Genomic DNA, 19,917 nt, shown 5'->3' with positions numbered 1-19,917 from the left:
TACTATTTTCCAAAAAGAATAAAGCGATTTCAGTTTTCTGACACTTTATTGTAGACAGCGTGCCAATCATCTTATACAATGGCAATGTAATGTTTTTTAAACATTAAAAAACTTTTCGAGTAAAACAGGAAAACAGGGGAGGATGGGACCATGAATATCCATGAGTACCAAGGTAAGGCAGTCCTTAGAAGCTATGGGGTTAGCGTTCCGAACGGGAAGGTTGCATTTACAGTAGAAGAAGCTGTAGAAGCGGCGAAAGAATTAGGAACGGATGTATGTGTAGTGAAAGCACAAATTCACGCTGGTGGACGCGGCAAAGCTGGCGGAGTAAAAGTTGCAAAAAATTTAGATGAAGTTCGTACATATGCAGAGAGCATTTTAGGAACTACACTTGTGACACATCAAACAGGTCCTGAAGGTAAGGAAGTAAAACGCTTACTTATCGAAGAAGGTTGCGATATTAAAAAAGAATATTATGTAGGTCTTGTTTTAGACCGTGCAACTTCTCAAGTTGTTTTAATGGCTTCTGAAGAAGGCGGAACAGAAATTGAAGAAGTAGCAGAAAAAACACCTGAAAAAATCTTTAAAGAATATATTGATCCAGCAGTAGGCTTACAAGGCTTCCAAGCACGCCGAATTGCATTTAACATCAATATTCCAAAAGAGCTTGTAGGACAAGCTGTGAAGTTTATGATGGGCTTATACCGTGCTTTTATCGAAAAAGATTGCTCTATCGCAGAGATTAACCCACTTGTTACAACAGGTGATGGTAAAGTTATGGCATTAGATGCGAAATTAAACTTTGATTCTAATGCTTTATATCGCCATAAAGACATTTTAGAACTTCGTGACCTTGATGAAGAAGATGCAAAAGAAATCGAAGCTTCTAAATATGACTTAAACTACATTCCTTTAGATGGAAATATCGGTTGTATGGTTAATGGTGCAGGTTTAGCGATGGCTACTATGGATATCATTAAACATTACCATGGCGATCCAGCTAACTTTTTAGATGTTGGTGGCGGTGCGACAGCTGAAAAGGTTACAGAAGCATTCAAAATTATCCTTTCTGACAAAAATGTAAAAGGTATCTTCGTTAACATTTTTGGTGGCATTATGAAGTGTGATGTTATTGCAGAAGGTGTTATTGAAGCAACGAAACAAGTAGGTCTTGAATTGCCTTTAGTTGTACGTCTTGAAGGTACAAACGTAGAGTTAGGTAAGAAAATTTTAAATGAGTCTGGCTTAAATATTGTTGCAGCAGAATCTATGGCAGACGGTGCACAAAAAATTGTTTCACTAGTGGGCTAATAGAAAGCGGGGGAGAAAAATGAGCGTATTAGTTAATAAAGATACAAAAGTTATTGTTCAAGGTATTACAGGTTCTCAAGGGTTATTCCACACAAAGCAAATGATAGAATACGGTACGAAAATTGTCGGTGGTGTAACGCCAGGTAAAGGTGGCACTGATATTGAAGGTGTACCAGTATTTGATACTGTAGAAGATGCAGTGAAAGCAACAGGCGCAAACGCTTCAGTTGTATACGTTCCACCCGCTTTTGCGGCTGATGCAATTATGGAAGCAGTTGATGCAGAAATTGATTTAGTAGTATGTATTACTGAAGGAATTCCTGTATTAGATATGGTAAATGTAAAGAGATATATGGCCGGTAAACATACACGTTTACTTGGACCGAACTGCCCAGGTGTTATCACACCTGATGAATGTAAAATTGGTATTATGCCAGGATACATTCATAAAAAAGGTCATGTAGGTATCGTATCTCGCTCTGGTACATTAACGTATGAGGCTGTACATCAGTTAACACAAGAAGGTATTGGTCAATCTACGGCTGTAGGTATCGGCGGAGACCCTGTTAACGGTACAGACTTTATTGATGCGTTAAAAGCATTTAATGAAGATGAAGAAACACATGCTGTAATTATGATTGGTGAAATCGGTGGTACAGCGGAAGAAGAGGCAGCTGAATGGGTAAAAGCTAATATGACAAAACCTGTTGTAGGCTTCATTGGCGGCCAAACAGCGCCTGCTGGCAAACGTATGGGTCATGCTGGTGCAATCATTTCTGGCGGCAAAGGAACTGCTGCAGAAAAGATTAAAACGATGGAAGCTTGTGGTATTAAAGTAGCGGAAACTCCAGCAGTTATGGGTGAAACGCTAATCTCTGTCTTAAAAGAAAAAGGTCTATTTGAGACTTGTAAAAACTACTAATCTGTTGAAAGACACCTTCTTGCTTGAAGGTGTCTTTTTACAAACTTCTTGTTAACATAATAAAAATTATGGGTAAGGGGAATTGTGATGAAAAGAGAACGATTATTACATCTTCATTACTTGTTAGCAGACCATTGGAAGGCGATAGAGAGGCTATTACATGTCGATCCAGAATTGAAGGAAATATACAATTTTAATGCAAAACAAATTGAATGTTACACTGGAATATCCTCGAAAAAATCTTCAGAATTAGTAAATTTTCTTCAAAGTTCAAATCTCCCACAATATATATCTTATTTAGAGAAAAATCGATTCTTTTATATGACAATATGGGATGAAGATTATCCAAAATTATTACGTGAAATACAAGATCCTCCCTTTGTATTATATGGAAAAGGAGAAAAAGATTTTCTCAATAAAGTGAATAAATTAGCGGTTGTTGGAACAAGAGAACCGACTTTATATGGATATGAAAGTTTGAAATTTATTTTACATCCATTATTAGAAAAGGAATGGCTTGTTGTCAGTGGATTTGCAAGAGGGATAGATGCGATGTCTCATGAAATTACAGTAAGAAGGCATTGCCCAACAATTGCGATACTAGGACATGGATTATCGTATATATATCCAAGAGAGAATCGATATTTATATGAAGTGTGGAATGAATATATATTGTTATTAACAGAGTATCCGCCGCACTATGCACCGAAAAAATGGTATTTTCCAAAAAGGAATCGGATTATTAGTGGCATAAGTAAAGGTGTTTTAGTTGTAGAAGCGAAATCGAGAAGTGGAACACTTATTACCGCAGACCTTGCTCTAGAGCAAAATAGAGAGGTATTTGCACTTCCTGGACCTATATTTATAGATAGTGCATCAGGAACAAATCATCTCATTCAACAAGGAGCGAAACTAGTAAGAAATGCAGAAGATATACTGGAAGAGATTTCAAATTAACCTTATATTTTTATGTTTTTATTAAACAATTATTGACAAATGGTAGATAGGCACTGTATGGTATATTCATTCTTGATTGACAAAAACAAGAGAAATCAATAAGATTAATGAAGACTTGAATCCACCTCTTAAGGAGGCACTAGCATGTCAGATTACCTCGTAATCGTGGAGTCGCCTTCTAAGGCGAAGACCATTGAGAAATATTTAGGGAAAAAATACAAAGTTGTCGCGTCTATGGGACACGTTCGCGATTTACCTAAAAGCCAAATGGGGATAGAAGTAAAGAACAACTTCACCCCGAAGTATATTACCATTCGTGGTAAAGGTCCCGTCTTAAAAGACTTAAAATCAGCAGCAAAAAAAGCAAAGAAAGTCTATCTCGCGGCCGATCCAGACCGCGAAGGGGAAGCTATTGCTTGGCATTTAGCCAATACGTTAAATGTGGACGTTGAATCAGATTGCCGAGTTGTGTTTAATGAGATTACAAAAGATGCAATAAAGGAATCCTTCAAACATCCTCGCGCGATTAACATGAATTTAGTAGATGCACAACAAGCAAGACGTATACTAGATCGTCTTGTTGGTTACAATATTAGTCCTTTATTATGGAAGAAAGTAAAAAAAGGATTAAGTGCAGGACGCGTACAATCTGTAGCAGTTCGTTTAATTATCGAACGTGAAAGAGAAATTCAAAGTTTCGAGCCTGAAGAATTCTGGACAATTAAGACAGAATTTGTGAAAGGGAAAGACACATTTGAAGCAAGCTTTTACGGTGTAGATGGTGAAAAAGTTCAATTAACGAATGAAACACAAGTGAATGAAATAATTGAACGGCTGAAAGATAATGCGTTCTCAGTTGAAAATGTAATGAGAAAAGAGCGAAAACGTAATCCGGCATTACCATTTACAACATCTTCCTTGCAACAAGAGGCGGCGCGTAAGTTAAACATGCGAGCAAAGAAAACGATGATGCTTGCGCAGCAATTGTATGAAGGAATTGATCTTGGAAAACAAGGAACTGTAGGTCTTATTACGTATATGAGAACTGATTCAACACGTATCTCAGAAACAGCTCAAACAGAGGCACGTACGTACATTACTGAGGCGTTTGGTACGGAATACATAGGAACAGAAAAGAAGAAAGAAACGAAGAAGTCGAACGCACAAGATGCGCATGAGGCAATTCGTCCTACTTCGGTAATGAGAAAGCCAGAGGAACTAAAGAGTTTCTTAAGTCGTGATCAACTTCGATTGTATAAATTGATTTGGGAGCGATTTGTTGCAAGTCAAATGGCGTCTGCTATAATGGATACTGTGACAGCGAGACTCATTAATAATAATGTTCAGTTCCGTGCAAGTGGATCGGTTGTAAAGTTCCCAGGATTTATGAAAGTGTATGTAGAGTCGAAAGATGATGGGGCTGAAGAGAAGGATAAGATGTTGCCACCTTTAGAAGTAGGGGAAACCGTATTTTCGAAGGATTTAGAACCGAAGCAACACTTTACACAACCTCCGCCGCGCTATACAGAGGCTCGTTTAGTAAGAACACTTGAAGAGCTTGGAATTGGAAGACCGTCGACTTACGTACCGACACTTGAAACGATTCAAAAACGTGGATATGTAGGTTTGGATAATAAACGCTTCGTTCCAACTGAACTAGGTGAAATAGTAATTGAACTTATTTTAGAGTTTTTCCCGGAAATTATTAACATTGAATTTACTGCTAACATGGAGCAAAGCCTCGATGAAGTAGAAGAAGGAAATGCGAATTGGGTAAAAATTGTTGATGATTTCTACGTAGGATTTGAACCGCGTTTAGAAAAAGCGGAAAAAGAAATGCGTGAAGTGGAAATTAAAGATGAACCAGCTGGGGAAGATTGTGAATTATGTAATCACCCAATGGTCTTTAAAATGGGTAAATACGGGAAATTTATGGCTTGCTCGAATTTCCCAGATTGTCGTAATACAAAACCGATTGTGAAAGAAATCGGTGTTACTTGTCCGAAATGTGATAAAGGTCAAATTATTGAGCGTCGTAGTAATAAAAAGAAACGTCTTTTCTATGGGTGCGGTACGTATCCAGAGTGTGACTTTGTATCTTGGGATAAGCCGATTGGCCGTAAATGTCCGAAGTGTGAAGGTATGCTAGTAGAGAAGAAGTTGAAAAAAGGCGTACAAGTACAATGTATTTCGTGTGATTATGAAGAAGAACAACAAATGTGAGCGTAACTGCTCACATTTTTTTCGGGAAGAAAAGGAAAGGTGATAAATATATGACAACACAAGTAGTAAACGTCATTGGCGCAGGTCTTGCAGGAAGTGAAGCAGCTTACCAAATTGCAAAACGTGGTGTCCAAGTAAGATTATACGAAATGAGACCGGTAAGGCAAACGCCAGCTCATCACACAGATAAATTTGCAGAATTAGTATGTAGTAACTCGCTTCGCGCAAACACATTAACAAATGCTGTTGGTGTTATTAAAGAAGAAATGCGTTTAATGGATTCTGTTATTATTCGTGCAGCTGATGAGTGTTCTGTACCAGCAGGAGGGGCTTTAGCGGTAGATCGTCATGAATTTGCGGCAAAAGTAACGGAATATGTGAAAAATCATCCGAACGTAACTGTGGTGAATGAAGAAATCACTAAAATTCCAGAAGGTCCTACTGTTATCGCGACAGGTCCACTTACGTCGCCTGATCTTTCTGCGCAATTAAAAGAACTAACGGGTGAAGACTACTTTTATTTCTATGATGCAGCAGCACCGATTGTTGAGAAAGACAGCATTGATATGAATAAAGTGTATTTAAAATCTCGTTACGATAAAGGTGAAGCGGCATATTTAAACTGTCCAATGACGGAAGAGGAATTTGACCGTTTTTACGAGGCTTTAATCGCTGCTGAAACAGTACCTTTAAAAGAATTTGAAAAAGAAATTTTCTTTGAAGGTTGTATGCCAGTAGAAGTTATGGCAAGTAGAGGAAGACAAACGCTAGTATTTGGACCGATGAAACCTGTTGGATTAGAAGATCCGAAAACAGGGAAAACGCCATATGCTGTTGTTCAGTTACGCCAAGATGATGCAGCGGGAACGTTATACAATATCGTAGGTTTCCAAACGCATTTAAAATGGGGACCGCAAAAAGAAGTGTTACAGTTGATTCCAGGACTGGAAAACGCAGAGATTGTACGTTATGGTGTAATGCATCGTAATACGTTTATTAATTCACCTAACTTGCTTCGTCCAACATACCAATATAAACAACGTGATGATTTATTCTTCGCTGGTCAAATGACTGGAGTGGAGGGATATGTTGAATCAGCGGCTTCAGGATTGCTAGCAGGTATCAACGCTGCTCGACTTGTAAAAGGTGAAGAGCCGGTTGTATTACCACCAGTAACTGCGATGGGAAGTATGGCGAATTATATTACTGCGACAAATGCAAAAAACTTCCAACCGATGAATGCAAACTTCGGTCTGTTTGCACCGTTAGAGAAGAAAATTAAAAAGAAAGCAGAACGTAATGAAGCCTATGCAACACGCGCTTTAGAAACGATTCGAAATTTTGTAAATATTTAGTTAAATTTCTTGCAAAGGCTACTAAGTTGTGATACGATTTAGTAGCCTTTATTGAGGTGAATTGTGTGAATGTGAAGAAATTGTTACAATTATTCGTTGGATATTTACAAATTGAAAGAAATTATTCAAAATATACAATTGCAAGTTATCAAAATGATTTAGAACATTTTGTGCAATTTATGGAGCGAGAAGGCATATCCTCTTTTTTAGATATTACATACGCGGATGTTCGTTTGTACTTAACGACGTTGCACGATGAAAAGTTAGCCCGTAAATCTGTCGCAAGAAAAGTATCAAGCTTACGAAGTTTATATCGTTTTTTGATGCGTGAAGGTTATCGGAAGGATAATCCGTTTGCACTTGCGTCACTCCCCAAAAAAGAATTGTCAATCCCAAAGTTTTTATATGCTGAAGAATTAGAGGAATTATTTGAAGTTTCTGATACGGAAACCCCGTTAGGTCAAAGGAATCAAGCTTTATTAGAGTTGATGTATGCGACCGGGATCCGTGTGAGTGAATGTGTCAATTTACAACTTACCGATATTGACTTTGCGGTGGGGACAATTTTAGTAATGGGAAAAGGAAAAAAACAAAGGTATATTCCGTTCGGGAGCTATGCACAAGATGCTTTAATTACTTATATAGAGAACGGGAGAAAACAGTTAGCCAAGAAAACTGAAGAACAATCTCATATGGTATTTTTAAATGCGAAAGGCACGCCGCTGACAAGTCGAGGAGTACGCTATGTATTAAATGAACTCATTAAGAAAGCTTCACTGACAATGCGTATAAGTCCTCATATGTTAAGGCATACATTTGCTACACATATGTTAGATGAAGGGGCAGATTTACGTACTGTACAGGAGCTACTCGGTCATGAAAATTTGTCTACGACACAAATTTATACGCATGTCTCTAAAGAAAGATTGCGTTCTGTCTACATGAAGCATCACCCACGGGCATAAATTGCTTTTAAAGCTATAAAAACATATAAAGGAGTTTTTTCTATGGGAAATTTCCACGCTACAACGATATTTGCAGTTCATCATAATGGAGAATGTGCAATGGCTGGAGATGGCCAGGTGACAATGGGAAATGCTGTTGTAATGAAACATACAGCTCGTAAGGTTCGTAAACTTTTTCAAGGGAAAGTTTTAGCTGGTTTTGCAGGTTCAGTTGCTGATGCATTTACTCTTTTTGAAATGTTTGAAGGGAAATTAGAAGAGTATAATGGAAACTTGCAGCGTGCTGCTGTTGAGATGGCGAAGCAATGGCGCGGTGACAAAATGTTACGTCAGCTAGAAGCGATGCTCATTGTCATGGATAAAACAACGATGCTCCTTGTTTCAGGTACGGGAGAAGTGATTGAACCGGATGATGGTATTTTAGCAATTGGATCTGGCGGAAATTATGCGCTTTCAGCAGGTCGTGCTTTAAAACAATATGCAAGTGAACATTTAACAGCGAAGCAAATTGCGAAAGCGAGTTTAAACATTGCAGGCGATATTTGTGTGTATACAAACCACAATATAATTGTGGAAGAATTGTAGAATCGTAAGGGAGGCATTTTATATGCATTTACATTTTACTCCGCGTCAAATTGTGGAAAAATTAGATCAATACATTATCGGTCAAAAAGATGCGAAGAAAGCGGTTGCTGTAGCTTTAAGAAATCGATACCGCCGAAGTAAATTAGCTGAAAATCTACGTGATGAAATTGCACCTAAAAATATTTTAATGATTGGACCGACAGGTGTTGGTAAAACAGAGGTAGCACGACGAATGGCGAAACTCGTTGGAGCACCTTTTATTAAGGTTGAAGCTACGAAATTTACAGAAGTTGGATATGTAGGTAGAGATGTAGAATCGATGGTACGTGACCTTGTGGAAACGTCAGTTCGCATTGTGAAAGAAGAAATGGTAGTAAAAGTACAAGACAAAGCAGAAGAACAAGCGAACCAACGTCTTGTTGAAATTTTAGTGCCGAGTCCGGAGAAGCAATCTGGATTTAAAAACCCATTAGAAATGCTATTTGGTGGCGCTCAAAATTCGAATCAAACAACAGATTCACAGGAAGATGTTGAAATCGAAAAGAAACGTCAAGATGTGGAAAGAAAGCTTGCTGCAGGACTTCTTGAAGATGAAATTGTATCGATTGAAGTGACTGAACAACAGTCTTCCATGTTCGATATGCTGCAAGGAACTGGCATGGAACAAATGGGGATGAATTTTCAAGATGCATTAGGAAGTTTTATGCCGAAAAAAACAAAAAAACGTAAACTTTCTGTAAAAGAAGCAAGAAAAGTCTTGACAAATGAGGAAGCACAGCGCTTAATTGATATGGATGAAGTTACACAAGAGGCTGTTTATCGTGCTGAACAGCTCGGGATTATTTTTATCGATGAAATTGACAAAATTGCTGGTAAGCAGTCGAATAGTGTAGATGTATCACGTGAAGGTGTGCAACGTGACATTTTACCAATTGTAGAAGGATCAAATGTTGCGACAAAATACGGATCAGTAAAAACGGATTATATTTTATTCGTTGCAGCTGGAGCGTTTCATATGTCTAAACCGTCAGATTTGATTCCGGAATTACAAGGGAGATTTCCGATTCGAGTAGAATTAACAAAATTATCGACGGATGATTTTGTTAAAATATTAATCGAGCCTGACAATGCGTTAATTAAACAATATATTGCTTTATTAGCGACTGAAGGTATAGAAATTGAATTTTCAGACGAAGCTATTCGTAAGATTGCTGAGATTGCTTATCAAGTTAATCAGGATACAGATAATATTGGAGCAAGAAGACTTCATACGATTATGGAGAAGCTCCTTGAAGATTTATCGTTTGAAGCATCTGAAATTACGTTAGAGAAAATAACGATAACGCCTCAATACGTTGAGGAAAAATTAGCAACGATTGCTAAAAATAAAGATGTGAGCCAGTTTATTTTGTAATAGTGTCATCAGGTGACTCGCCCTAGTTTCCAAGTGATGAAAAAATATGTGAGTAACATGTAGGAGGAACTTTTGAAATGGAATTATTAGCAAAAACAAGAAAATTAAATGCGTTATTACAGAGCGCAGCAGGAAAGCCTGTAAACTTTAGAGAAATGTCTGACACAATGTGTGAAGTAATCGAAGCGAACGTATTCGTAGTAAGCCGTCGTGGTAAATTACTAGGTTATGCAATTCACCAACAAATCGAGAATGAGCGTATGAAACAAATGCTTGCAGAGCGTCAATTCCCAGAAGAGTATACACAAAGCTTATTCAACATTACAGAAACATCTTCAAACTTAGATGTAAACAGTGCTTACACAGCATTCCCAGTAGAAAATAAAGAATTATTTGGTCAAGGCTTAACTACAATCGTACCGATCGTTGGTGGCGGTGAGCGTCTAGGTACATTAGTTTTAGCTCGTCTTGGTCAAGAGTTCTTAGATGATGATTTAATTCTTGCTGAGTACAGCTCAACTGTTGTAGGTATGGAAATTTTACGTGAAAAAGCAGAAGAAATTGAAGAAGAAGCGCGTAGCAAAGCTGTTGTTCAAATGGCGATCAGCTCATTATCTTACAGTGAGTTAGAAGCAATCGAGCACATCTTCGAAGAATTAAACGGAACAGAAGGTTTACTTGTTGCAAGTAAAATTGCTGACCGTGTAGGAATCACTCGTTCGGTAATCGTAAATGCACTTCGTAAATTAGAAAGTGCTGGTGTAATTGAGTCGCGTTCTTTAGGTATGAAAGGAACATACATTAAAGTATTAAACGACAAATTCTTACATGAACTTGCTAAATTAAAAACAAACTAATTTATAAAACTCTTCTCATTTTTTGAGGAGAGTTTTTTTGTATAACAGATTGATGTTGTTCGTACATAGCGTCATAATCGCATTTTTTTGAAAAGCCATGAATTGCATTTCACTTTTTGCTTAAAAGAAATGCAGGTTGGTAATACTAGAATTCGAGTATGAACAAAGAAAGTTTTACATTGTTCGCATTTTCGACTTGATTGTAATATTTCAGTATGATATAGTAAGCAGTGGTGTCAGTACAAAGTACACACGTTTACTGATTTAAGTGTTGGTGCTACGTTTGTAGTTTCGCTTAGAGATGAAGTAAACGGAGGATATCAAAAACCATTTAGGAGGAACTATATTATGTCAGTAATTTCTATGAAGCAATTGCTTGAAGCTGGTGTTCATTTCGGACATCAAACTCGTCGTTGGAACCCAAAAATGAAGCGTTACATTTTCACAGAGCGTAACGGTATCTACATCATCGACTTACAAAAAACTGTGAAAAAAGTTGAGGAAGCTTTCAAAGTTATGCGTGACATCGCTGCTGAAGGCGGAGACATCTTATTCGTAGGTACTAAAAAACAAGCACAAGAAGCTATTAAAGAAGAAGCAACTCGTGCTGGTATGTACTTCGTTAACCAACGTTGGTTAGGTGGAACTTTAACTAACTTCCAAACAATCCAAAAGCGTATCAAGCGTCTTAAAGACATCGAAAGAATGCAAGAAGATGGTACTTTCGAAGTACTACCTAAGAAAGAAGTTGTTCAACTTAAAAAAGAGTTAGAGCGTCTTGAAAAATTCTTAGGCGGTATTAAAGATATGAAAGGTCTTCCAAGTGCATTATTCGTAGTAGACCCTCGTAAAGAGCGTATTGCAGTTGCTGAAGCACGCAAATTACACATTCCAATCATCGGTATCGTTGATACAAACTGTGATCCAGACGAAATCGATCACGTTATCCCAGCGAACGATGATGCAATTCGTGCTGTAAAACTTCTTACATCTAAAATGGCAGACGCGATCCTTGAAGCAAAACAAGGTGAAGAAACTGTTACTGCGTAACAAAGTTGGAAAGGTGATAAGGGGTTCGGCCTTTTATCACCTTTTTTAAGGTATAAACACCTTTATAAAAGGTATAAATACATATTTTAGGAGGATGAAAAGTATGGCAATCACTGCACAAATGGTAAAAGAATTACGTGAAAAAACTGGCGCAGGTATGATGGACTGCAAAAAAGCTTTAACAGAAACTAACGGCGACATGGAGAAGGCAATTGACTTCTTACGTGAAAAAGGTATCGCGAAAGCTGCTAAAAAAGCAGACCGCATCGCTGCTGAAGGTTTAACTTTCATCGAAACAAACGGTAACGACGGTTTAATCTTAGAATTAAACTCTGAAACTGATTTCGTTGCGAAAAACGAAGGTTTCCAAACATTAATTAAAGAATTAGCTGCTCACTTATTAGCTAAGAAGCCTGCTAACGTTGAAGAAGCTATGGCTCAAACAATGGAAAACGGTAAAAAAGTTGAAGAGCACATCAACGAAGCAATCGCTAAAATTGGTGAAAAGCTTACACTTCGTCGTTTCGAAATCGTATCAAAAACTGATGCAGATGCATTCGGTGCTTACCTACACATGGGTGGACGCATTGGTGTTCTAACAGTTCTTGAAGGTTCTACTGATGAAGCGGCTGCTAAAGACGTAGCAATGCACATCGCTGCAGTTAACCCAAAATACATCGATCGTGATGCTGTAACAGCTGAAGAAGTTGAGCATGAGCGTCAAGTATTAACACAACAAGCATTAAACGAAGGCAAGCCTGAAAAAATCGTTGCAAAAATGGTTGAAGGCCGTCTAGGCAAATTCTTCGAAGAGATTTGCTTACTTGACCAAGCATTCGTTAAAAACCCTGATATGAAAGTTCGTCAATTCGTTGAGTCTAAAGGCGCAACATTAAAAGGATTCGTTCGCTACGCTGTTGGTGAAGGTATCGAAAAACGCGAAGACAACTTTGCTGAAGAAGTAATGAACCAAGTAAAAGGTAGTAACTAATACAGATTAGGGAACACATTGTGTTCCCTTTTTTAAAATAAAGATGTAAGCAATTGGAGGTTCATTATGAGTAAACCGAAATATAATCGTGTCGTTTTAAAGCTGAGTGGAGAAGCTTTAGCTGGCGAGCAAGGATTTGGAATCAACCCAGCTGTTATTAAGTCAGTTGCGGAACAAGTGAAAGAAATTGCAGAACTAGATGTAGAGGTTGCTGTTGTTGTTGGCGGCGGTAACATTTGGCGTGGGAAAATTGGAAGTGAGATGGGCATGGATCGTGCAGGAGCGGATTACATGGGCATGTTAGCGACAGTTATGAATTCATTAGCTCTTCAAGATAGCTTGGAGAACATCGGGATTCAAACTCGCGTACAAACTTCAATTGAAATGCGTCAAGTGGCAGAGCCTTACATTCGTCGTAAAGCAGTTCGTCACTTAGAGAAAAAACGTGTTGTTATCTTTGCAGCAGGTACTGGTAACCCATACTTCTCTACAGATACAACGGCAGCATTACGTGCGGCGGAAATTGAAGCTGACGTAATTTTAATGGCGAAAAACAATGTGGATGGCGTATATAATGCAGATCCATCTATTGACCCAACAGCTACGAAATACGAAACACTTACTTACTTAGATGTATTAAAAGAAGGTTTAGGTGTAATGGATTCTACAGCTTCTTCTCTATGTATGGATAATGATATTCCATTAATTGTATTCTCAGTTATGGAAAAAGGGAATATTAAACGTGCCGTGTTAGGCGAAAATATCGGAACAGTTGTAAGGGGGAAATAAATATGGGACAACAAGTATTGAAGTCTGCAAATGAAAAAATGGAAAAAGCGGTTGCTGCTTATTCACGCGAATTAGCAACAGTTCGCGCTGGTCGTGCAAACGCGTCTGTATTAGATAAAGTACAAGTTGATTACTATGGTGCACCAACACCAGTTGTGCAATTAGCGAACATTACAGTTCCAGAAGCACGTTTACTTGTAATTCAACCGTATGATAAAACTTCTATCGGTGATATCGAAAAAGCAATTTTAAAAGCAGATTTAGGATTAAACCCTTCTAATGATGGAACTGTAATTCGTATTGCATTCCCTGCATTAACAGAAGAGCGTCGTCGTGATCTTGTAAAAGTTGTGAAAAAATATGCTGAAGAAGCAAAAGTTGCTGTTCGTAACGTACGTCGTGACGGTAACGATGATCTTAAGAAGCTTGAAAAAGCTGGCGAGATTACAGAAGACGATTTAAGAGGATATACTGAAGATATCCAAAAAGAAACAGATAAATATATTGCAAAAGTTGACGAAATCGCAAAAAACAAAGAAAAAGAAATCATGGAAGTGTAATAGCGATACTTTCGCAAATATGACCCTCTTCTTAAGGGGGTCTTTTTACACTTTTAGGCATACGTCTGCTTGTTGGAGGGTATGAATGATGTTTAAAAACTTTCCTTTTTTTAAAGGTAAAAAGGACACATCGTTTGATCATCTCGTTGAAGAAGTGAAAAAAGGATACATCCCAGAACATATTGCCATCATTATGGATGGTAATGGAAGGTGGGCAAAGAGGAGAGCGATGCCTCGTATTGCGGGACATCATGAAGGCATGCAAGTTGTAAAGAAAATCACAAAATTTGCAAGCAAACTTAATGTGAAAGTATTAACTCTTTATGCTTTTTCAACTGAGAACTGGAAAAGACCAAAAAAGGAAGTTGATTATTTAATGAAGCTTCCGGAAGAATTTTTAGGTACATTTTTACCAGAATTGATTGAAGAGAACGTACAAGTCCGTGTAATAGGGCAACAAGATCGTCTTCCTACGCATACACGCAGAGCGATGGAAAAGGCCATGGAAGAGACGAAAGAGAATACGGGATTAATTCTGAATTTCGCGTTAAACTATGGAAGTCGAGATGAAATCGTTTCTGCTGTGCAACATATGATGAAAGATCGTGAGGAAGGAAAAGTTCGTGTTGAAGATGTAAGCGAAGAAATGCTTTCTTCCTACTTAATGACGAGTTCTTTACCTGACCCAGAATTGTTAATCCGTACGAGCGGAGAGCTACGTATTAGTAATTTCATGTTATGGCAAATTGCATATTCGGAATTTTGGTTTACAGATGTGTATTGGCCAGATTTTACCGAGGAACATTTGCTAAATGCGATTACAGACTTTCAGCATAGAGGGCGCAGATTCGGAGGCGTGTAGAAAGAGAGGGTTTGGTAGTGAAACAGAGAATTATTACTGGAGTGGTTGCTGCCGCGCTATTCATTCCCATCGTAATTTACGGTGGCGTGCCTTTTACGGTTTTAGTGTATGCACTTGCTTCTATAGGTTTATATGAATTAATTCGTATGAATAAGCTTACGCTTATTTCAGTACCAACAGTTTTAGCTGCAGTATTATTATGGATTATTTTAATTCCAAGTAGTGCATCAGAACTGTTTACTTGGATTGGATTAGGTAAATTAGAAATCACATTTGTGATTGTTCTATTACTTTTATCATATACAGTCCTTTCTAAGAATACATTTACTTTTGACAATGCTTCATTTTTACTAATGGCAACAACATATGTTGCAATGGGATTCTTATATTTGAATGAAACGAGAATTTTAGGAATTAAATATGTGTTTTGCGCATTATTTGTTATATGGGCTACTGATTCAGGCGCATATTTCGTAGGAAAAGCATTAGGAAAAAGAAAGTTATGGCCAGAAATTAGTCCAAATAAAACGATTGAAGGTTCATTAGGCGGCATCGTTTGTGGAATTATTGTAGCGCTTGTTTACAACATGTTTTTCCCAGTGGAATCGAATGTAGTAATTTTAATTGTGCTGACAATTATCATTTCTATTTTTGGACAAATTGGTGATTTAGTACAATCTGCATTTAAACGTCATTATGGCGTAAAAGATTCAGGTACAATTTTACCTGGACATGGTGGTATATTAGATCGAACAGATAGTTGGTTATTCGTTTTACCAATTCTCTACTTCTTATTACAATACAATTAATAAATGAACGAGGGGTTGGAGTCATGAAAAACATTAGTTTATTAGGTGCAAGCGGATCAATTGGTACACAAACTTTAGATGTATTACGCTCGCACCCAGACCAATTCCGTCTCGTTGCTTTTTCTGCAGGGAAAAATATTGACTACGCAGTAAAAGTCATTCAAGAATTTTCTCCGCAAATTGTCTCTGTGCAAAGAGAGGAAGATGTTTTAAAATTACAAGCTGTCTCTGGTAATACAAAAGTTGTATATGGTAGTGAAGGACTTTTAGAAGTAGCATTACATCCAGATGCGGAGATCGTAGTAAATGCTGTTGTAGGTAGCGTAGGGTTGTTACCAACACTTCGTGCAATTGAGGCGAAAAAAACAATTGGAATTGCAAACAAAGAAACGTTAGTAACTGCAGGGCATCTTGTAATGGAAGCAGCGCGAAAACATAATGTTTCGTTACTTCCAGTAGACAGTGAACATTCAGCTATTTTTCAATGCTTGAATGGTGAAAATGAAAAAAGAATTTCTCGACTAATTATAACGGCTTCTGGTGGAAGTTTCCGTGATAAAACGAGAGATGAATTGCATCATGTGACCGTAGAAGATGCGCTTCGACATCCAAACTGGTCAATGGGTTCGAAAATTACAATTGATTCTGCTACAATGATGAATAAGGGGCTAGAAGTAATTGAAGCACATTGGCTTTTTGGTATCCCTTACGAGCAAATCGATGTTGTTTTACATAAAGAAAGTATTATTCATTCTATGGTTGAATTTGAAGATCGTAGTGTGATGGCACAGCTTGGCTCACCTGATATGCGAGTGCCAATTCAATACGCACTTACATATCCTGATCGATTACCTCTTTCAGACACAAAGCAGTTAAATTTATGGGAAATGGGTACATTGCATTTTGAGAAAATGAATCAAGAACGTTTCCGTTGCTTGCGCTTTGCGTATGAAGCTGGAAAAACAGGTGGAAGTATGCCAGCTGTAATGAATGCAGCGAATGAAGTAGCTGTTGAAGCTTTTTTACAAAAGAGAATTGGTTTCTTGACAGTGGAAGACCTCATTGAAAAAGCAATGAACCATCACAATGTCATTGCACGTCCAAGCTTAGAGGAAATTCTGGAAATTGATGCAGCCACAAGACGGTTTGTGATGGAACAAATTTAGCAAAGGTGGTATGGAATTGAATACAGCGATTGCCTTTATATTAATTTTCGGTGCACTCGTATTTTTCCATGAGCTAGGGCATCTATATTTCGCAAAACGAGCAGGTATTTTATGCCGTGAGTTTGCGATTGGTTTTGGTCCGAAAATATTCTCATTTGAAAAGAATGAAACGGTGTATACGATTCGATTACTGCCCCTTGGCGGCTATGTAAGAATGGCTGGCGAGGATGCAGATACAGTTGAGTTAAAGCCTGGGAAAAAGGTTGGCCTTGTATTAAACGAAAAAGACGAAGTTGTAAAATTAGTTTTTGATGGATATGAAAAGTATCCAAATGTTCGCGTTATTGAAGTCGAACAATCTGATTTAGAGCATAATTTAACAATTTCGGGTTATGAAGAGTACGAGGAAGAGCTTCAAACATTCCGAGTGAATGAAAAGGCTCGTATTATTACTGCTGGTGAAGAAATTCAAATTGCTCCGTATAATAGACAGTTTGGCTCTAAGAAATTAGGTCAACGTGCTTTAACGATCTTTGCGGGTCCTGCAATGAACTTCATTTTAGCATTTGTTATTTTTGTGATTCTTGGATTTGTACAAGGTGTTCCTGTTGACAAACCAATGGTCGGAAAAGTGATGGAGAATAGTGCAGCAGAGCAAGCTGGATTAAAAGAAAATGATACAATTCAAGCTATTGATGGGAAAAACACAAGTACATGGAAAGATGTTGTTACCATTGTACGTGAAAATCCAAATAAAGAAATTACGTTACAAGTAAAGCGTGATAGTGAACAGTTTAATGTGAAAGTAACGCCAACGCTTGATAAAGAAGGTAAAGAAGAAGTTGGTAGAATTGGTGTTTACTCTCCTGTAGAGAAAACAGTGATGGGTTCTATTAAATCAGGTTTTGAACAAACATACCAATGGACGAAACTAATTTTTGAGTCTCTTGTGAAATTAGTAACTGGTCAATTCTCTATTAATGAGTTGTCAGGTCCAGTAGGAATTTATAATCTAACAGATCAAGTTGTAGATTATGGATTTACGCGTGTTTTAAGTTTAGCAGCCGTTTTAAGTATTAACCTTGGTTTATTTAATTTACTACCAGTTCCTGCTTTAGACGGTGGACGTTTGTTCTTCTTCTTAATTGAGGCGTTACGCGGGAAACCAATTGATCGTCAAAAAGAAGGAATGGTTCACTTTATTGGTTTTGCATTATTAATGTTACTTATGTTAGTTGTAACTTGGAATGACATTCGTAAGTTTTTCTTGTAAAATAAAGTGAAACTTATAATGAAATAGAGCTCGTAGAATAAAATCCCTCACCTAACTCGAGGTGAGGGGTTTTCCTGCGTGTAAGAGTAAAATGAAGAGGTGCGAATAGATGAAACAAAGTATGGTATTCAGTCCTACATTACGTGAAGTTCCAGCTGATGCGGAGATTAAGAGTCATCAGTTATTACTTCGTGCAGGTTTTATGCGTCAAAATGCTTCTGGTATTTATAGTTTTCTACCATTTGGATTAAAAGTACTACACAAAGTAGAACGTATCGTTCGAGAAGAAATGGAGCGCGCAGGTGCTGTAGAATTATTAATGCCAGCGATGCAAGCTGCAGAATTATGGCAAGAGTCAGGTCGTTGGTATTCTTACGGATCTGAATTAATGCGTATGAAAGATCGTAACGCTCGTGAATTTGCATTAGGAGCGACACATGAAGAAGTAATTACGGATCTTGTACGTGATGAAGTGAAATCATATAAAAAATTACCGTTAACATTATATCAAATTCAAACAAAATTCCGTGATGAACAAAGACCTCGTTTCGGTTTATTACGTGGAAGAGAGTTTCTAATGAAAGATGCATACTCTTTCCATGCTACGCAAGAGAGCTTAGATGAAGTATACGATCGCTTATACAAAGCATACTCTAATATTTTTGCTCGTTGTGGTTTGAATTTCCGTGCGGTTATTGCTGATTCTGGGGCAATGGGTGGAAAAGATACACATGAATTTATGGTATTATCTGATGTTGGTGAAGATACAATTGCATACTCTGATACATCTGATTATGCAGCGAACATTGAAATGGCTCCTGTTGTAGCTACGTATACGAAGAGTGACGAAGCAGAAAAAGCGCTTGAAAAAGTAGCAACACCAGACCAAAAAGCAATTGAAGAAGTATCTGCATTCTTAAACATCGAAGCTGAAAAGTGCATTAAGTCTATGGTATTTAAAGTAGATGAGAAATTAGTAGTTGTACTTGTTCGTGGTGATCATGAAGTAAACGATGTAAAAGTGAAAAATGTATACGGTGCTTCAGTTGTTGAGCTTGCCTCTCATGAAGAAGTAAAAGAATTATTACATTGTGAAGTTGGTTCATTAGGTCCAATTGGTGTAACAGGTGATATCGAAATTATTGCTGATCACGCTGTAGCATCAATTGTCAACGGATGTTCAGGAGCGAACGAAGAAGGATTCCATTATGTAAATGTAAATCCAGAACGTGACTTTAAAGTAAGTCAATATACGGATTTACGATTCATTCAAGAAGGAGACCAATCTCCAGACGGAAACGGAACAATTCTTTTCGCACGCGGAATTGAAGTTGGTCATGTATTTAAATTAGGAACTCGTTATAGTGAAGCAATGAACGCAACATTCCTAGATGAAAACGGAAAAACACAACCACTTATTATGGGTTGTTACGGCATTGGTGTGTCTCGTACAGTGGCAGCAATTGCAGAGCAGTTTAATGATGAGAACGGTTTAGTTTGGCCAAAAGCTGTTGCACCGTTCCATGTGCATGTAATTCCAGTAAATATGAAATCTGATGCACAACGTGAAATGGGTGAAAATATCTACAACTCATTACAAGAGCAAGGATATGAAGTATTACTAGATGATCGTGCAGAACGTGCAGGTGTTAAATTTGCTGATGCTGATTTATTCGGCCTTCCAGTTCGCGTGACAGTTGGTAAAAAAGCAGACGAAGGTATTGTAGAAGTGAAAGTACGTGCTACAGGTGAGTCTGAAGAAGTAAAAGTAGAAGAACTTCAAACATATATTGCTAATATTTTAAAATAGGAAGAGGTACCTCGTAAT

General features: G+C 37.7%; 18 protein-coding genes. All 18 read left to right on the top strand.

Translation table 11 applies throughout. The features are described from left to right. Positions 1–150: 150 nt before the first annotated feature. The 18 genes from sucC (at position 151) to NLJ82_RS18485 (ending at position 19,899) form a co-directional block, all read left to right on the top strand. Complete coding sequence (sucC, locus tag NLJ82_RS18570) at positions 151–1,311, top strand: ADP-forming succinate--CoA ligase subunit beta (RefSeq protein ID WP_001020785.1); 1,161 nt, start codon at positions 151–153, stop codon at positions 1,309–1,311. 19 nt (positions 1,312–1,330) lie between these two features. Beyond that, on the top strand, positions 1,331–2,233 hold the full coding sequence (gene sucD / locus NLJ82_RS18565; RefSeq protein WP_000115178.1) for a succinate--CoA ligase subunit alpha: 903 nt from the start codon (positions 1,331–1,333) through the stop codon (positions 2,231–2,233). An 87-nt stretch (positions 2,234–2,320) separates the two neighbouring features. Next, a complete protein-coding gene (gene dprA, locus NLJ82_RS18560; RefSeq protein ID WP_000818030.1) occupies positions 2,321–3,190 on the top strand; it encodes a DNA-processing protein DprA in 870 nt (289 codons plus the stop codon). 144 nt (positions 3,191–3,334) lie between these two features. Beyond that, positions 3,335–5,413 (top strand): type I DNA topoisomerase, encoded by a 2,079-nt coding sequence (topA, locus tag NLJ82_RS18555; RefSeq protein WP_088296495.1) that lies wholly within the window; start codon positions 3,335–3,337, stop codon positions 5,411–5,413. A gap of 50 nt (positions 5,414–5,463) precedes the next feature. Then, positions 5,464–6,768: an FADH(2)-oxidizing methylenetetrahydrofolate--tRNA-(uracil(54)-C(5))-methyltransferase TrmFO gene (gene trmFO / locus NLJ82_RS18550; protein WP_012644562.1), complete on the top strand. Its 1,305-nt coding sequence runs from the start codon at positions 5,464–5,466 to the stop codon at positions 6,766–6,768. Between the two features lie 65 nt (positions 6,769–6,833). After that, a complete protein-coding gene (gene xerC / locus NLJ82_RS18545; protein ID WP_001101228.1) occupies positions 6,834–7,733 on the top strand; it encodes a tyrosine recombinase XerC in 900 nt (299 codons plus the stop codon). 42 nt (positions 7,734–7,775) lie between these two features. Then, positions 7,776–8,318: an ATP-dependent protease proteolytic subunit HslV gene (hslV, locus tag NLJ82_RS18540; RefSeq protein WP_000526273.1), complete on the top strand. Its 543-nt coding sequence runs from the start codon at positions 7,776–7,778 to the stop codon at positions 8,316–8,318. Between the two features lie 22 nt (positions 8,319–8,340). After that, on the top strand, positions 8,341–9,732 hold the full coding sequence (gene hslU / locus NLJ82_RS18535; RefSeq protein WP_000550081.1) for an ATP-dependent protease ATPase subunit HslU: 1,392 nt from the start codon (positions 8,341–8,343) through the stop codon (positions 9,730–9,732). 77 nt (positions 9,733–9,809) lie between these two features. Then, the gene (gene codY, locus NLJ82_RS18530; protein WP_000421288.1) at positions 9,810–10,589 is read left to right on the top strand and encodes a GTP-sensing pleiotropic transcriptional regulator CodY; all 780 of its coding nucleotides are present in this window, start codon (positions 9,810–9,812) and stop codon (positions 10,587–10,589) included. Positions 10,590–10,937: 348 nt separating this feature from the next. Next, entirely contained in the window at positions 10,938–11,639 is a 702-nt protein-coding gene (rpsB, locus tag NLJ82_RS18525; RefSeq protein WP_000111483.1) for a 30S ribosomal protein S2, read from the top strand. Positions 11,640–11,742: 103 nt separating this feature from the next. Next, positions 11,743–12,630: a translation elongation factor Ts gene (tsf, locus tag NLJ82_RS18520; protein ID WP_001018580.1), complete on the top strand. Its 888-nt coding sequence runs from the start codon at positions 11,743–11,745 to the stop codon at positions 12,628–12,630. Between the two features lie 66 nt (positions 12,631–12,696). Next, positions 12,697–13,419: a UMP kinase gene (gene pyrH, locus NLJ82_RS18515; protein WP_000042663.1), complete on the top strand. Its 723-nt coding sequence runs from the start codon at positions 12,697–12,699 to the stop codon at positions 13,417–13,419. Between the two features lie 2 nt (positions 13,420–13,421). Next, positions 13,422–13,979 carry a ribosome recycling factor gene (gene frr / locus NLJ82_RS18510; protein ID WP_000531500.1) on the top strand — a complete coding sequence of 186 codons (558 nt, stop codon included), beginning with the start codon at positions 13,422–13,424 and terminating at the stop codon, positions 13,977–13,979. 85 nt (positions 13,980–14,064) lie between these two features. After that, a complete protein-coding gene (uppS, locus tag NLJ82_RS18505; protein WP_000971300.1) occupies positions 14,065–14,841 on the top strand; it encodes an undecaprenyl pyrophosphate synthase in 777 nt (258 codons plus the stop codon). Positions 14,842–14,858: 17 nt separating this feature from the next. Beyond that, positions 14,859–15,650, top strand: a complete 792-nt coding sequence (cdsA, locus tag NLJ82_RS18500) for a phosphatidate cytidylyltransferase (protein WP_000813584.1) — start codon at positions 14,859–14,861, stop codon at positions 15,648–15,650. A gap of 23 nt (positions 15,651–15,673) precedes the next feature. Then, positions 15,674–16,816, top strand: a complete 1,143-nt coding sequence (gene dxr / locus NLJ82_RS18495; protein WP_000790352.1) for a 1-deoxy-D-xylulose-5-phosphate reductoisomerase — start codon at positions 15,674–15,676, stop codon at positions 16,814–16,816. 16 nt (positions 16,817–16,832) lie between these two features. Next, positions 16,833–18,089, top strand: coding sequence for an RIP metalloprotease RseP (gene rseP, locus NLJ82_RS18490; protein ID WP_001090248.1), 1,257 nt, complete (start codon positions 16,833–16,835; stop codon positions 18,087–18,089). Between the two features lie 109 nt (positions 18,090–18,198). Next, complete coding sequence (locus tag NLJ82_RS18485) at positions 18,199–19,899, top strand: proline--tRNA ligase (protein WP_000814304.1); 1,701 nt, start codon at positions 18,199–18,201, stop codon at positions 19,897–19,899. The last annotated feature ends 18 nt before the right edge of the window (positions 19,900–19,917 follow it).

The sequence above is a fragment of the Bacillus paranthracis genome (assembly GCF_024296885.1).
Taxonomy (GTDB): Bacteria; Bacillota; Bacilli; order Bacillales; family Bacillaceae_G; genus Bacillus_A; species Bacillus_A paranthracis.
The sequence above is the reverse complement of the archived record's forward strand: the minus strand, read 5'-3'. Positions and strand labels throughout refer to the sequence as shown.